This window comes from Serratia sp. CY38905 (assembly GCF_052168875.1).
Taxonomy (GTDB): domain Bacteria; phylum Pseudomonadota; class Gammaproteobacteria; order Enterobacterales; family Enterobacteriaceae; genus Serratia; species Serratia sarumanii.
Genome location: NZ_JBJNLV010000010.1, coordinates 76833 through 89387, shown reverse-complemented (window position 1 = coordinate 89387; position 12555 = coordinate 76833). Strand labels below are relative to the sequence as shown.

18 protein-coding genes are annotated in these 12555 nt (G+C 61.6%); 6 read left to right on the top strand and 12 right to left on the bottom strand.

Going from position 1 to position 12555, the window contains the following annotated elements:
- Window positions 1–8 precede the first annotated feature (8 nt).
- Entirely contained in the window at window positions 9–674 is a 666-nt protein-coding gene (gene ytfE, locus ACJ8MK_RS19280) for an iron-sulfur cluster repair protein YtfE (protein ID WP_033648691.1), read from the top strand.
- Between the two features lie 43 nt (window positions 675–717).
- Here ytfE and fklB read toward each other — a convergent pair whose 3' ends face one another.
- Window positions 718–1338: an FKBP-type peptidyl-prolyl cis-trans isomerase gene (gene fklB, locus ACJ8MK_RS19275; protein ID WP_004933618.1), complete on the bottom strand. Its 621-nt coding sequence runs from the start codon at window positions 1336–1338 to the stop codon at window positions 718–720.
- Window positions 1339–1605: 267 nt separating this feature from the next.
- Between fklB and ACJ8MK_RS19270 the strand changes: the two genes are divergently transcribed.
- A complete protein-coding gene (locus ACJ8MK_RS19270) occupies window positions 1606–2277 on the top strand; it encodes an OapA family protein (RefSeq protein ID WP_442517980.1) in 672 nt (223 codons plus the stop codon).
- A 3-nt stretch (window positions 2278–2280) separates the two neighbouring features.
- Here the strand turns inward: ACJ8MK_RS19270 and ACJ8MK_RS19265 are convergent, their stop codons facing one another.
- The 5 genes from ACJ8MK_RS19265 to rpsF form a co-directional block, all read right to left on the bottom strand.
- Window positions 2281–2634: a DUF488 domain-containing protein gene (locus ACJ8MK_RS19265; protein WP_049195403.1), complete on the bottom strand. Its 354-nt coding sequence runs from the start codon at window positions 2632–2634 to the stop codon at window positions 2281–2283.
- 111 nt (window positions 2635–2745) lie between these two features.
- Window positions 2746–3198 carry a 50S ribosomal protein L9 gene (gene rplI, locus ACJ8MK_RS19260; protein WP_004933629.1) on the bottom strand — a complete coding sequence of 151 codons (453 nt, stop codon included), beginning with the start codon at window positions 3196–3198 and terminating at the stop codon, window positions 2746–2748.
- 39 nt (window positions 3199–3237) lie between these two features.
- Window positions 3238–3465, bottom strand: coding sequence for a 30S ribosomal protein S18 (gene rpsR, locus ACJ8MK_RS19255; protein ID WP_000135199.1), 228 nt, complete (start codon window positions 3463–3465; stop codon window positions 3238–3240).
- Between the two features lie 4 nt (window positions 3466–3469).
- Window positions 3470–3787 carry a primosomal replication protein N gene (gene priB, locus ACJ8MK_RS19250; protein ID WP_049233092.1) on the bottom strand — a complete coding sequence of 106 codons (318 nt, stop codon included), beginning with the start codon at window positions 3785–3787 and terminating at the stop codon, window positions 3470–3472.
- An 8-nt stretch (window positions 3788–3795) separates the two neighbouring features.
- Window positions 3796–4194 carry a 30S ribosomal protein S6 gene (gene rpsF, locus ACJ8MK_RS19245; RefSeq protein ID WP_004933634.1) on the bottom strand — a complete coding sequence of 133 codons (399 nt, stop codon included), beginning with the start codon at window positions 4192–4194 and terminating at the stop codon, window positions 3796–3798.
- A 236-nt stretch (window positions 4195–4430) separates the two neighbouring features.
- Between rpsF and ACJ8MK_RS19240 the strand changes: the two genes are divergently transcribed.
- Together ACJ8MK_RS19240 and ACJ8MK_RS19235 are read left to right on the top strand one after the other, a co-directional pair.
- Window positions 4431–4637, top strand: coding sequence for a hypothetical protein (locus ACJ8MK_RS19240; protein ID WP_125863085.1), 207 nt, complete (start codon window positions 4431–4433; stop codon window positions 4635–4637).
- Window positions 4638–4647: 10 nt separating this feature from the next.
- The gene (locus tag ACJ8MK_RS19235; RefSeq protein ID WP_033636793.1) at window positions 4648–4914 is read left to right on the top strand and encodes a DUF1471 domain-containing protein; all 267 of its coding nucleotides are present in this window, start codon (window positions 4648–4650) and stop codon (window positions 4912–4914) included.
- 95 nt (window positions 4915–5009) lie between these two features.
- On the opposite strand, the gene ACJ8MK_RS19230 is transcribed toward ACJ8MK_RS19235, so the two are convergent.
- Both ACJ8MK_RS19230 and yjfP read right to left on the bottom strand, forming a co-directional pair.
- On the bottom strand, window positions 5010–5372 hold the full coding sequence (locus tag ACJ8MK_RS19230) for a hypothetical protein (RefSeq protein WP_126191948.1): 363 nt from the start codon (window positions 5370–5372) through the stop codon (window positions 5010–5012).
- A 123-nt stretch (window positions 5373–5495) separates the two neighbouring features.
- Window positions 5496–6248 (bottom strand): esterase, encoded by a 753-nt coding sequence (gene yjfP, locus ACJ8MK_RS19225; RefSeq protein WP_442517979.1) that lies wholly within the window; start codon window positions 6246–6248, stop codon window positions 5496–5498.
- A 126-nt stretch (window positions 6249–6374) separates the two neighbouring features.
- On the opposite strand from yjfP, the gene bsmA reads away from it, so the two are divergent.
- Both bsmA and ACJ8MK_RS19215 read left to right on the top strand, forming a co-directional pair.
- Window positions 6375–6683, top strand: coding sequence for a biofilm peroxide resistance protein BsmA (gene bsmA, locus ACJ8MK_RS19220; protein ID WP_033648696.1), 309 nt, complete (start codon window positions 6375–6377; stop codon window positions 6681–6683).
- Between the two features lie 122 nt (window positions 6684–6805).
- Window positions 6806–7081 (top strand): DUF1471 domain-containing protein, encoded by a 276-nt coding sequence (locus tag ACJ8MK_RS19215; protein WP_033638652.1) that lies wholly within the window; start codon window positions 6806–6808, stop codon window positions 7079–7081.
- On the opposite strand, the gene ACJ8MK_RS19210 is transcribed toward ACJ8MK_RS19215, so the two are convergent.
- The 4 genes from ACJ8MK_RS19210 to rnr all read right to left on the bottom strand — a co-directional run bounded on the left by ACJ8MK_RS19210 (window position 7078) and on the right by rnr (window position 12555).
- Window positions 7078–7476 (bottom strand): DUF350 domain-containing protein, encoded by a 399-nt coding sequence (locus ACJ8MK_RS19210; RefSeq protein ID WP_033636787.1) that lies wholly within the window; start codon window positions 7474–7476, stop codon window positions 7078–7080. The genes ACJ8MK_RS19215 and ACJ8MK_RS19210 overlap by 4 nt on opposite strands.
- Before the next feature lie 66 nt (window positions 7477–7542).
- Window positions 7543–9171: an isovaleryl-CoA dehydrogenase gene (locus tag ACJ8MK_RS19205; protein ID WP_033654894.1), complete on the bottom strand. Its 1629-nt coding sequence runs from the start codon at window positions 9169–9171 to the stop codon at window positions 7543–7545.
- A 116-nt stretch (window positions 9172–9287) separates the two neighbouring features.
- Window positions 9288–10019 (bottom strand): 23S rRNA (guanosine(2251)-2'-O)-methyltransferase RlmB, encoded by a 732-nt coding sequence (gene rlmB, locus ACJ8MK_RS19200; RefSeq protein ID WP_004933653.1) that lies wholly within the window; start codon window positions 10017–10019, stop codon window positions 9288–9290.
- Between the two features lie 61 nt (window positions 10020–10080).
- Window positions 10081–12555, bottom strand: a complete 2475-nt coding sequence (rnr, locus tag ACJ8MK_RS19195) for a ribonuclease R (protein ID WP_060422749.1) — start codon at window positions 12553–12555, stop codon at window positions 10081–10083.

Below are 12555 nucleotides of genomic sequence, written 5' to 3'. Positions count from 1 at the left end.
GCACTACCATGGATTACCGCAACCAATCCCTTGGCGCGCTCGCCATCGCCATTCCCCGAGCATCCCGGCTGTTTCGCCAGCATCAGCTGGATTTCTGCTGCGGCGGCCGGCAGTCGCTGGCGCGCGCCGCCGAGCGTAAAGGGCTGGACATCGACCAGTTGGAGAACGCGCTGGCCGCACTCGCCGCCACGCCGGAACAAAGCCGGGACTGGCGCACAGCGCCGCTCGGTGAGGTGATCGATTACATTCTGCCGCGCTTTCATCAGCGGCACCGCGAGCAATTGGCAGAACTGGTGCTGATGGCGGAAAAAGTCGAACGCGTGCACGGCGACAAACCCAGCTGCCCGCGCGGGTTGGCGAAGCAGCTGAACCTGATCCGCCTGGATCTGGAGAATCACATGATGAAAGAGGAGCAGATCCTGTTCCCGCTGATCAAACAGGGCATGGGGCCGCAGGCCGCCGGACCGATTTCGGTGATGGAGCATGAACATGACGAGGCGGGTGAGCAGCTGGAAGTGGTGAAGTTCCTCACCGATAACGTGACGCCGCCGGAGGGCGCCTGCACCACCTGGCGAGCGCTGTACACCGGCATCGATGAATTTATCGGCGATCTGATGGAGCACATCAGCCTGGAAAACAATCTGCTGTTCCCGCGCGCGCTGCGCGGCGCATAAAATAAGGGCGCCACGAAGGCGCCCGGAGCAATCCTCGGTGGGATTACAGGATTTCCAGCAGCTCGACGTCGAACACCAGCGCGCTGAACGGCGGGATGGACGCGCCTGCGCCACGCTCGCCGTAGGCCAGGTTATGCGGGATATACAGCTGCCATTTGGAGCCGACCGGCATCAGGGTCAGCGCTTCGATCCAGCCTGGGATCACGCCGCTGACCGGGAATTCTGCCGGCTGGCCGCGCTCGACCGAGCTGTCGAACACGTCGCCGTTGATCAGACGACCGGTGTAGTGCACGCGCACGCGGTCCTGACGGGACGGGATCGGGCCGTTGCCCTGCTCCAGCACGGAGAACTGCAGGCCGGACTCGGTCAGCGTCACGTCGTCGCGCTTGGCGTTGTCGTCCAGGAATTTCTGGCCTTCAACGGCCATCGCCTGCTGGCGCTCGCGGCGCACCGCGTCCGCACGCTCGTGGATTTCACGCAGCGCACGGTGCACCACGTCTACCGGAACCGCCGGGGCATTCCCTTCCAGCGCGTCACGCAGGCCCGCCAGCAAAGCTTCCGGTTGCAAACCTTCCAGCCCGGACTCTTGCAGCTGCTGGCCGACCTGTAAACCAATCCCGTAACTTGCTTGCGCTTCAACGCTGTCAAAAGAAGGGGTTGTCATGGGGTTTTCCTTAAGTCTGTAAAAAGTCGAAAGCGCAGCATAACAGCGCGTCAATGCCGGGTAAAATCTTGTGTGGAGAATGATGACTTTTGTCGTAGAAAAAGAAACAATAACCTTCTGTTAACGCCCGCAGCCGCAAACCCCGGCCCTGCCGCTCAGCCGCCTTTCACTTCAATCAGTTAGCGGACTATACTGAAAGCAGGATATCGGGCAGGCGACGCGCTTGCCGCGCCGCGCTCATTATTTCGCCGTCGAAGAGAGGTCACCATGGGCAGAATCGCGCCCAGGAGAAGGAAAACCACCCGCATCTACCAGCCGCTGCTGCGCACCTGGCTGAACGTCAGCCAGCGCCTGAAACCGGGCGCCGCACCCACGTCTGAAGGCGCGGAACCGCCATCGGAGCCACCGCCGGCCAACGACAAAATGCAGCTGGTCAAAGCGCTGCTGGCCAAAGTCTGGCATCTGCCGGACGGTTTCCATTGGATGGAGCCGCTGCCCTACTTTCACCGCCGCTGGGTGCTGATTTTCGGCGCTATCCTGCTGCTGGCCCTGCTGTGGCCCTACTCGTCCGAAAGACAGCCGTTCCCGGTATCCCAGCAGGAAACCAGCGTGCCGCTGCAGGCCGAGCGGCAAAGCGGCGGCGGCGCCACTCCAGCCAACGAACCGACGCCGGCGGGCAACTGGCAGCGTTACCAAATTCAGCCCGGCCAGACCCTGGCGCAGCTGTTTCGCGACAACAATCTGCCGGTGAATGAAGTGTTCGCCATGGCGCAGGTGGAAGGCGGCGACAAGCCGCTGAGCAACATGAAAGCCGGCCAGGAAGTGCGCATCGAACGCGGTGCCAACGGCATGATTAACGCGCTGTCGGTGACCACGGTGGACAACAGCCAAGCGCTGTTCCGCCGCCAGGCCGACGGCAGCTACCGCCGGGAACGCTAATCCCTACAGCTGCGCCAGCAAAAACTCGCGCAGCACCACGCCCTGGTTGTGCTCGGTATCTTTGCTGCCATACAGCAGCGTCAGCGCTTGCCCCTGCCGTAACAGCGCCACCAGCGGCTGCCAGGCGTCGTTGGCCGCCAGCTGTTGGCGGTAACGCGCCTCGAAGACCGCCCACTGGTCGGTATGCTGATGGAACCACTTGCGCAGCTCATCATCCGGCGCCACCTGTTTCAGCCACTGCACGCCCGTCAGCCGCTCCTTGCTGATGCCGCGCGGCCATAGCCTGTCTATCAGATAACAGTGTTCCGGCGCCGGCGCGCTGAAATCGTAAACCCGCTGTAGCGTAATCTTTGCCATCGCACGCTCTCCTTTTTATCCCGTCTTCAAGCGTAGCGCGTTTTGCCGGGCGCAGAAAAGCAAAACGCCAGCGCGAGGCTGGCGTTTTAACCGGGTTAACAGCAGCGTAAATTACGCTTCTGCAACCACAACTACATTCAGCTGTGCGAACACGTCGCTGTGTACCTGGAAGTGCACTTCGTGCTCGCCAGTGGTACGCAGAACGCCGTTCGGCAGACGAACTTCGCTCTTGGCAACTTCAACACCTGCCGCAGTCACTGCGTCAGCGATGTCGCGGGTGCCGATAGAGCCGAACAGTTTACCTTCGTCGCCAGATTTGGAAGCGATGGTGACTGAACCCAGTTCGTTGATCTTGGTTGCGCGAGCTTCAGCAGCAGCCAGAACGTCAGCCAGTTTGGCTTCCAGTTCAGCACGGCGTGCTTCGAAGAACTCAACGTTTTTCTTGGTAGCAGGAACAGCTTTGCCCTGTGGTACCAGGAAGTTACGAGCGTAGCCCGCTTTAACGTTAACTTGATCACCCAGGCTGCCCAGGTTTGCTACTTTATCAAGCAGAATAACTTGCATTACCTTATCCTCTCAAAGTCGTTAATGGACAGTGGCCGATTACTGATGACGATCAGTGTACGGCAACAAAGACAGGTAGCGCGCGCGCTTGATAGCACGGGCCAGCTGGCGCTGATATTTTGCACGAGTACCGGTGATACGGCTCGGTACAATTTTACCACTTTCGGTGATGTAGTTTTTCAGCGTAGCGATGTCTTTATAGTCAATCTCTTGAACGCCTTCCGCGGTGAAACGGCAGAACTTGCGACGACGGAAATAACGTGCCATTTGGCTAGTCTCCAGAATCTATCAATTCAATCTGCTCGGCATGCAGAACCAATTTGCTCAGCCCGTTGCGCCCTTGATGGCAGCTTACAAAGCCTTGCACGGTAATCTGACTGCCGACCGTTAATCTTTGAGTTAGTGCTTGTGACTGTTGTCCGCTGACAACCACGGGCATTCGGCACCATGCTTGTCTGCTGAATCCGGCTTCCATCTGCTGCGAACGGTGCTCTAGCACAAATTGGCAGTGCGGTATCCCGGAAGGACTCACTTTTCGAACCGGCGCCTTGCACACAGTGCCCGACAAAACCAGACGATTAGCCGTCACGGCGGCAATTACTCTTCAGAATCCCCAGCATCTGCATCATCTGCGGTTTCGTTAGCGAAGTCTTCGCGGCGATCGCCACGACGTTCGTCTTTCGCTTTAACCATCGGAGATGCTTCAGTTACCGCGTGCTTAACGCGCATAACCATGCTGCGGATAACGGCGTCGTTGAAGCGGAAGTTAGTTTCCAGCTCATCGATCGCTTCCTGCGGCGCTTCAACGTTCAGCAGAACGTAGTGAGCCTTGTGCAGTTTGTTGATCGGATAAGCCAGCTGACGGCGGCCCCAGTCTTCCAGACGGTGAATCTGACCTTGCGCGTTAGTGATGGTAGCACTGTAACGCTCGATCATGCCCGGAACCTGTTCGCTTTGGTCAGGATGGACCATAAAAACGATTTCGTAATGACGCATCGAATTGCTCCTTACGGATTATTCAGCCTCCTGTCAGGGTCAACCGCGGCCCATGGAAGCAAGGAACGTGTTTAGTGTGCGGCTGAAAAATGACGCGTAATCATACTGACGCAGGGCGGGAAACTCAAGGACTGCGTGGGTTTTATTCGCGTTAATGCGAGGCGTTATGGGAAATAGCACGATTTGCTCGTGGGAGAACCTATGTACGCCGATCCATCGGTTTCAAAAATCTTTCAATGAAATCAGCGCTGAGTCACAAATCTATTTCACTTTTTTTGAAAGAGGCCATCAAAAGACCCCGCTTTTTAATCCGCCGCAACGGACTAAAATTAACCATATCCGCCGCAGACAGCGCGACGAAAAAGATTCCAGGTTATTCAATGCAGATAAATGACTTTTTGCCGCAGCGACACTCGCTGTCAGGCCGTAACGGCAAAAAGTAAGAGAGGCACTATGAAACGCATCATTCTCGCAACGGCGCTGGCCGCCCTGTTCTCCGCCAACGTAATGGCCGCCACGGAGATCACGTCGCACCAGGCCGATCAACGCCAGAGCGTCGGCTTCGTCACCCTGAACCAGAACGTGGTTTCGCCGGATGACGCCAGCAGCCAGGTCAGTAAAATCGCCGATCAACGCGGCGCGACCTCTTATCGCATCATCGCCCTGCACGAACCGGGCGACAACAGCACGATGCACGTCAGCGCCGAGCTGTATCGCTAAGAGACAAGCCACGCCAGGGAAATCCCCAGGGCTTCATCAGAAAGCCCGTTCAGTCCGCACCGGAGCGCCGCCCGTTGGGCGCTCCGCTTTCCTCATCACAGCTTGAGCAGCGCCGGCATGCTGAACGCCTTGCCCGGATTGTGCAATTGCAGCGCCGTCCGCAGATAGTTCGTTCGCGTTTGCAGCAGCTCTGCGCTTTCCGCCAGCGTCGCCCGCTGTTCGAACGAGAGCGCACCGGCTGCCGCGGGGTGAGTGGGCGCCGCTTTCGCCGCGGAGGCGAACAGCGCCGTCACGTTTTGCATCGTCTGCGCGGTGATGCGCGACAGCGGATTCGCCTTGTTTTGCCGCGCCTTGCCGTCGGCGGCCCCCAACATCTCGCTGAAGGCCGCTGAGTTAAGCTCAGCGCGTGCTTTCATCGTTCCCATTAAACCGGCCGCACTGCCGATGTTTTTTATCATGCCCTTTGCTCCTTGCTGCCCTGAAAGAATTCACGCTGGCATTCTCCCCTTTATTCGGCCAAATGATGGCCGAAACAGCAGGCACAGAGCGCTGCAATTCCCTGCATCGCACCCGGCGGAGCATTACAGCTCGCGGCGGAAGAAGTCGGCCGTGGCGGACAGCGCTAGCGGCGTGATGCGGTGCTTCACCCCCGGTTCGACGAGCGACGTCAGACGGCTGTCCGCACCTTGCCGGCGCAGTTCAGCCGCCAAACGCAGGCTGTCCGCCGCCGGCACCACGTCGTCCGTCTCGCCGTGCCACAGCAGCAGCGGCCGCCCGGCGATCGTCTCCAAACGCCCCTCCAGCTCATATTCCGCCAGCACGGCGGTGCGCGCCGCAAACGCCGCCGGCGAGAGCGCCTCGCCCTCTGCGCCCAACGGCGGATACAGCGTTTGCGCCAGCGAACGGTAATAGCCGGAACCCATCAGGCTGGCGGCCGCCCGGACCCACGGGAAGCGCGCGAAGGCGCCAAGCGCGGTCATGCCCCCCATAGAGGCGCCGGCGACGCCGATACGCCCGTCGGCAATCAGGCCGAGCCGCTCGAAGTGCGCCTTGATCTGCGGCAGCTCGTCGATATTGCTGCGCAGGATCTCCCAAAACGTGGCCAGACGCCGCGCCTCATCGCCGTCGAACCGCTCGCCGTGCCGATCGGCATCCGGCAATACCACCCGAAAACCGACGCGCGCCAGCGCATAGGCGAAGTAGGCGTACACCTCTTTCGACGAGGTATAGCCGTGACAGAAGAACACCGTCGGCAACGGCCGATGATACTGCCCCGCCGGCACCGCATGGATCACCGCGATATCGCGCGCCCGCTCGTCATGAATTTCGATCATCCGTTCATCCTCAACGCACCTGTTGGCACTCATCATGACAAACTTGCGCCGGCCAGCGTTAGCTCAATCTGTTCCAGCTTATATTGCGTTACACTGAAGCCATCTACCGGCTCTTCCGAGGTCATCATGACGCTTGTCCGTACACTCATCATCCTGACGCTGGCCGCACAGCTTTCCGCCTGCGGCATCATGACCACCACGCCGAAACCGCCGCCGCCGCCCACCGCACAGGCGCAGGAGATCGTCCGCGCGCAGACCGCCGAGCTGGTGAAGATAGGTACCGTCACCGCCGTAGTGCGCGGCAGCCCGATGGACGTGGAAGCGGAGATCCAGCGCAAGGCCACCGCCGCCGGCGCCCGGTATTACGTGATCATCATGAACAGCGAAACCGTCGTGCCGGGCCAATGGTATTCCCAGGCGATCCTGTATCGGTAAGGCGGGGATTTTTTAAGCAGATTTACACTGGCTTTGCACAGGCTGAAGTAGGGTGTTGCACACTGGCGGACAGCATGCCGCATGTTGCGGGTGCGATTCAGGATCTGACGAAGGGGAACGCCATGAAACGCTCCACCGCACTCACCTCCCTCCTGCTTTCAGTAGGGCTGCTCAGCACCGGCGCACAGTCCGCCGAACTGGCGCCCGCCGATCGCGTGACGCCGCTCAGTGAAATCGCCGAGATCACCTTTAACGATCTGCCCGGTTCACCGCAGGAGGCGGAGCAGGCCATCGCCCGCACCGCCGGCCAGCACGGCGCCAGCTATTACCGCATCCTGCGGATGGAAGAACAGGCGCACCCGCTTGGCTGGCGCGCCTCGGCCATCTTATACCTTTAGTAGCTCATGCAAGCCGCATTCAACACGCCGCCGCTGACGGAGACGCCCCCCAGGAAAATCCCGGCGGCCAGGTGGTTCGCTTCGATCTTGTCGCTGATGCGCGGCATGTAGATCTTCACGGCCGCGAACAACAGCAGTTGCACCACCAGCGCCACCACGCCCCACAGCAGGTAATCCAGCAGGCTGATCGAGTTGATCGCCGCGCTGGCCAACGGGATCACATACCCCAGGCAAGCGCCGATGAAAGCAAAGGCGGCGGATTGGTTATCGGCCTTGATCAACGCCCATTCGTCGTGCGGGGTGATGCGGGTATAGACGAACAGAAACACCAAAACCATGGCGAAACCGCTGAAGAAGTAAGAGGCGAACGCCGCCAACGCGCTGAGAATATCCATGTGCATTTTCCTGTCAGAGTGAGACTGAATTAAAAAGGTTTTCGCCGCCGTGCGCCACCCTTTTCCCTAACCGCCGATGGCGCGGTTCAGCAGCAGTTCGCACACCTCGGCCGACAGCAGGCTCTCGCCGCGGTGATCCAGCGTCAGATGGCACCAGGCGTCGGCTACCTGCGGGCTGGCGTGCTGCAGCAGCTGCGCGGCGCAGCACAGATCGAACAGCTGCTGGGTCAGCAGCCGCCCCATCTCCTCACTCGGTTGCCGGGCGCGCTGCTGCCACTGCCGCCAGGCATGATCGAACAACCGATTCTGGCCGCGCACCGGCTGCAGTTCGAACTGCAGCATCTCGAGCGCGCCCGGCAGTTTGTGCAGGCTGCGCAACACGTCCAGACACATGATGTTGCCGGAACCTTCCCAGATGCTGTTGACCGGCATCTCGCGATACAGGCGCGGCAGCTCGCTCTCTTCGCAGTAGCCGATGCCGCCCAGCACCTCCATCGCCTCGGCGATGAACGGCATGCCCTGGCGGCAGATGCTGTATTTGGCCGCCGGGGTCAGCAGGCGGCTGTAGATCAGTTCGCCCTCATTGCTGCGGCTCTCCCAGGCGCGGGCCAGCCGGAACAGCAACGCGGTATGCCCTTCCAGCCGCAGCGCCATGCGCGCCAGAACCTGACGCATCAGCGGCTGTTCGATCAAGAGCTTGCCGAACGCCTGCCGCTGCAGCGCATGATACAGCGCCACCGACAACCCGCGGCGCATCAGACCGTGGCTGCCGAGCGAGCAGTCGAAACGGGTCAGGCCGCCCATCTTCAGGATATGCCGCACGCCGTCGCCCTCCTCCCCCAGCAGCCAGGCGGTGGCGTCCTGAAATTCCACTTCGCTGCTGGCGTTGGAACGGTTGCCCAGCTTGTCTTTCAACCGCTCCAGGCGAATGGCGTTGCGGCTGCCGTCCGGCAAAATGCGCGGCAGGAAGAAGCAGGACAACCCGCCTTCGGCCTGCGCCAACACCAGGTGCGCATCGCTCTGCGGCACCGAGAAGAACCACTTGTGCCCCACCAGCCGGTAGGCTTCACCCGGCCCGCGCGCGCCGAGCGGCGCGGCGGTGGTGGTATTGCTCAGCACATCGGAGCCGCCCTGTTTCTCCGTCATGCCCATGCCGATCAGCAGGCCGCGCTTTTGCCCGCCAGGCAGCAGGTGAGCGTCATAACGATCCGACAGCAGCGGCGTCAGCCAGGAGCGAAACTCGGCCGGTAACGCCTGCAGCAACAGCGGCGTAGCGCCGAAGGTCATGGTCACCGGGCACAGCGTGCCGGCCTCGACCTGCGCATGCAGCATAAAGCGCGCGGCGCGCGCCACGAAGGAACCGATGCGCGCATCCTCCTGCCAGGGCAGGTTGTGCACCCGGTTGGCGATCAGCCCCTGCATCAGGATATGCCAGGCGGGGTGAAAGCGAACGTCGTCCAGCCGCTGGCCGGTGGCGTCGTAGCGCAGCAGCTCCGGCGGATTGGCATTGGCCAGGCGCCCCAGCTCCAGCGACTCCTGGGTGCCGAGCTGCTGGCCCAGCGAGGCCAATACCTCGGCATCCCAGCCGCCCTGCTCGCGCTGCAACGCTTCGCGCAGCGGCGTATCGGAGAGAAACAGGTTGCTGTTGCCCAGCGGCTTGGGTTGGTTAAAAACGGTGTGCGTAGTCCAGACCATGAGAGTGCTCCCTGAGAAAAGCGTCAGGAGTAAGTATGGTCGGCGCAGAGATTTCTGCCGCAGGCGGGATCACAAGAGGGGGAATTAACGGGAGCACTAAGCCCCCGTCAGAAGAATCAGCCGCGCTGGCGCACCGCTTCGAACAGGCAGATGCCGGTGGCGACCGACACGTTCAGCGAAGAGACGGTGCCGGCCATCGGGATGCTGATCAGTTCGTCGCAGTGTTCGCGGGTCAGACGGCGCATGCCTTCGCCTTCCGCGCCCATCACCAGCGCCATCGGGCCGGTCATTTTGCTCTGATACAGCGTATGGTCGGCTTCGCCGGCGGTGCCCACCACCCAAACGTTCATTTCCTGCAGCAGACGCAGCGTGCGCGCCAGGTTGGTCACGCGGATCAGCGGCACGTTTTCGGCGGCGCCGCAGGCCACTTTCTTGGCGGTGGCGTTCAGCTGGGCGGAACGGTCGCGCGGCACGATCACCGCGTGCACGCCGGCAGCGTCGGCGCTGCGCAGGCAGGCGCCGAGGTTGTGCGGGTCGGTCACGCCGTCCAGCACCAGCAGGAACGGTGTCTCCACGCTTTCCAGCAGGCCCGGCAGATCGTTCTCCTGATACTGACGCCCCTCGCGCACCCGGGCGATGATCCCTTGGTGCACCGCGCCTTCAACCTTGTCATCCAGCCATTGGCGGTTCGCCACCTGGATCACGATGCCGGTCGCTTCCAGCTCGGCGATCAGCGGTTGCAGGCGGCGATCTTCGCGGCCTTTCAGGATAAACACTTCCAGGAAGCGTTGCGGATCGCGCTCTAACAGGGCTTTGACGGCGTGGATGCCGTAAATAATTTCGCTCATGATGCTCTTTTAAATTCGTGCGGCCGGCGATAACCGGCCGATGATAACGATGTGCGGCAGGTTAAGCCTGCTCGGCACCTTTCTTCTTGGCTGCGCGTTTGGCTTTGGTCGCCGCCGCGATTTTCCGCGTTTTGTCGGACGCTTTCTTGGCTTTCTTTTTCGCCTTCTTCACGTTGTCCGCGGGCTTGGCGTCATCCTGCTTGCGGAAGGCGCTGTCCGGCTCGAAGTTGGCCGGCGGTTTGCCGCCGCGGCGCTTGCCGCGCCCCGCGTTGCCGTTGTCGCGCAGCGTACGCTGGCCGCCCTTCTTGGCGCGATCGCGCTCGGTTTTACCTTCACCGCGCGCTTTGCGGGTGCTGGACACCAGCGCGAAGTCAATCTTGCGCTCGTCCATATGCACCGCGTCCACGCGGATCTCCACCGTATCCCCCAGGCGATAGACGGTGCCGGAAGATTCGCCGATCAGGCGCTGGCCGATATTATCGTAGCGATAGTAATCATTATCCAGCGTTGATACGTGCACCAGCCCGTCGATGAACAGATCGTTCAGGCGCACGAAGAAACCGAAGCCGGTCACGCTGGAGATGATGCCGCTGAACACTTCACCGACGTGATCCTGCATGAAGTCGCACTTCAGCCAGTCGGCGACGTTACGCGTCGCTTCGTCCGCGCGGCGTTCGGTCATCGAGCAGTGTTCGCCCAGCTGCAGCATCTCTTCGAATTCACTGTGCCAGCCGCCGGTCGGCGTCCAGCGCTCTTTCGGCTCGCCGTGTTCTTTGGCCAGCTGATATTTGATCGCGCGGTGCAGCGCCAGATCCGGATAGCGACGGATTGGCGAGGTGAAGTGGCCGTAAGACGCCAGCGCCAGGCCGAAGTGGCCGCGGTTTTCCGGATCGTAAATCGCCTGCTTCATCGAGCGCAGCAACATGGTTTGCAGCATTTCGTGGTCAGGGCGCTCGGACACTTCATCCATCAGCACCGCATAGTCCTTCGGCTGCGGCTTGTTGCCGCCGCCCAGCGTCAGCCCCAGCTCGCTCAGCACGCTGCGCAGCGCGGAGATGTGGTCGTCGCTCGGACGATCGTGCACGCGGTACAGCGCCGGCTCGTTGCGTTTCTCGACGAAGCGCGCGGCCGCCACGTTGGCCATGATCATGCACTCTTCGATCAGCTTGTGGGCGTCGTTGCGCACCGTCGGCTCCACGCGCTCGATGCGACGCTCGGCGTTGAAAATGAACTTGGCTTCTTCGGTTTCAAACGCGATGCCGCCGCGCTCGGCGCGCGCCTTATCCAGCACCTTGTACATCACGTGCAGCTCTTCCAGGTGCTTGACCAGCGGATGGTAGTGCTCGCGCAGCTCCTGATCGCCCTGCAGAATGTGCCACACCTTGTTGTAGGTCAGGCGAGCGTGCGAGCTCATCACCGCCTCGTAAAACTTGGCCGTGGACAGGCGCCCCTGGGCGGAGATGGTCATCTCGCACACCATGCACAGGCGATCGACCTGCGGGTTCAGGGAGCACAGCCCGTTGGACAGCACTTCCGGCAGCATCGGGATCACCTGCGACGGGAAGTACACCGAGTTGCCGCGGCTGCGCGCTTCGTCGTCCAGCGCGGTGCGCGGGCGCACGTAGTAACTGACGTCGGCGATCGCCACCCACAGGCGCCAGCCGCCGCCGCGTTTCTTCTCACAGTACACGGCGTCATCGAAGTCGCGTGCGTCTTCACCGTCGATGGTCACCAACGGCAGCTTGCGCAGATCGACGCGGCCCTTCTTGGCCGCTTCCGGCACCTGCTCGCTGAGATCGGCCACCTGTTTTTCCACCTGCGGCGGCCAGGTATGCGGGATCTCATGGGTGCGCAGCGCGATGTCCACCGCCATGCTGGTGCCCATCTTGTCGCCGAGGATCTCGACGATCTTGCCGACCGCCTTGGTGCGGCGGGTCGGGCGCTGAGTCAGCTCCACCACCACCATAAAGCCCATGCGCGCGCCGCTGACGCTGTCCGCCGGGATCAGAATATCGAAGCTCAGACGGCTGTCGTCCGGCACCACGAAGCCGGTACCGGCGTCCATGAAGAAGCGGCCGACAATCTGGCTGGTTTTCGGCACCAGCACGCGCACGATGCGCGCTTCGCGGCGCCCTTTGCGATCCGCGCCCAGCGCCTGCGCCAGCACCACGTCACCGTGTATCGCCATTTTCATCTGTTCGGCAGACAGGTACAGATCGTCTTTGCTGCCTTCAACGCGCAGGAAGCCGTAGCCGTCGCGGTGGCCGATCACCGTGCCGCGCAGCAGATCCAGACGTTCCGGCAGCGCGTAGCACTGGCGGCGGGTAAACACTAACTGGCCATCGCGCTCCATGGCGCGCAGGCGGCGACGCAGCGCTTCCAGCTGCTCTTCACCGCTGAGGCCCAGTTCGTTGCCCAGTTCTTCGCGGCTGGCCGGCGTTTCTCTTTTCGCCAAATGGGCCAGGATATATTCACGACTGGGGATAGGGGATTCGTATTTTTCTGCTTCTCGTTCCAGGAATGGATCTTGTGACAT

What these genes read in the sequence shown, in the direction of transcription:
- ytfE (WP_033648691.1), top strand. Translation starts at nt 9, where the DNA reads ATGGATTACCGCAACCAATCCCTTGGCGCGCTCGCCATCGCCATTCCC.
- fklB (WP_004933618.1), bottom strand. Translation starts at nt 1,338, where the DNA reads ATGACAACCCCTTCTTTTGACAGCGTTGAAGCGCAAGCAAGTTACGGG.
- ACJ8MK_RS19270 (WP_442517980.1), top strand. Translation starts at nt 1,606, where the DNA reads ATGGGCAGAATCGCGCCCAGGAGAAGGAAAACCACCCGCATCTACCAG.
- ACJ8MK_RS19265 (WP_049195403.1), bottom strand. Translation starts at nt 2,634, where the DNA reads ATGGCAAAGATTACGCTACAGCGGGTTTACGATTTCAGCGCGCCGGCG.
- rplI (WP_004933629.1), bottom strand. Translation starts at nt 3,198, where the DNA reads ATGCAAGTTATTCTGCTTGATAAAGTAGCAAACCTGGGCAGCCTGGGT.
- rpsR (WP_000135199.1), bottom strand. Translation starts at nt 3,465, where the DNA reads ATGGCACGTTATTTCCGTCGTCGCAAGTTCTGCCGTTTCACCGCGGAA.
- rpsF (WP_004933634.1), bottom strand. Translation starts at nt 4,194, where the DNA reads ATGCGTCATTACGAAATCGTTTTTATGGTCCATCCTGACCAAAGCGAA.
- ACJ8MK_RS19240 (WP_125863085.1), top strand. Translation starts at nt 4,431, where the DNA reads ATGAAATCAGCGCTGAGTCACAAATCTATTTCACTTTTTTTGAAAGAG.
- ACJ8MK_RS19235 (WP_033636793.1), top strand. Translation starts at nt 4,648, where the DNA reads ATGAAACGCATCATTCTCGCAACGGCGCTGGCCGCCCTGTTCTCCGCC.
- ACJ8MK_RS19230 (WP_126191948.1), bottom strand. Translation starts at nt 5,372, where the DNA reads ATGATAAAAAACATCGGCAGTGCGGCCGGTTTAATGGGAACGATGAAA.
- yjfP (WP_442517979.1), bottom strand. Translation starts at nt 6,248, where the DNA reads ATGATCGAAATTCATGACGAGCGGGCGCGCGATATCGCGGTGATCCAT.
- bsmA (WP_033648696.1), top strand. Translation starts at nt 6,375, where the DNA reads ATGACGCTTGTCCGTACACTCATCATCCTGACGCTGGCCGCACAGCTT.
- ACJ8MK_RS19215 (WP_033638652.1), top strand. Translation starts at nt 6,806, where the DNA reads ATGAAACGCTCCACCGCACTCACCTCCCTCCTGCTTTCAGTAGGGCTG.
- ACJ8MK_RS19210 (WP_033636787.1), bottom strand. Translation starts at nt 7,476, where the DNA reads ATGGATATTCTCAGCGCGTTGGCGGCGTTCGCCTCTTACTTCTTCAGC.
- ACJ8MK_RS19205 (WP_033654894.1), bottom strand. Translation starts at nt 9,171, where the DNA reads ATGGTCTGGACTACGCACACCGTTTTTAACCAACCCAAGCCGCTGGGC.
- rlmB (WP_004933653.1), bottom strand. Translation starts at nt 10,019, where the DNA reads ATGAGCGAAATTATTTACGGCATCCACGCCGTCAAAGCCCTGTTAGAG.
- rnr (WP_060422749.1), bottom strand. Translation starts at nt 12,555, where the DNA reads ATGTCACAAGATCCATTCCTGGAACGAGAAGCAGAAAAATACGAATCC.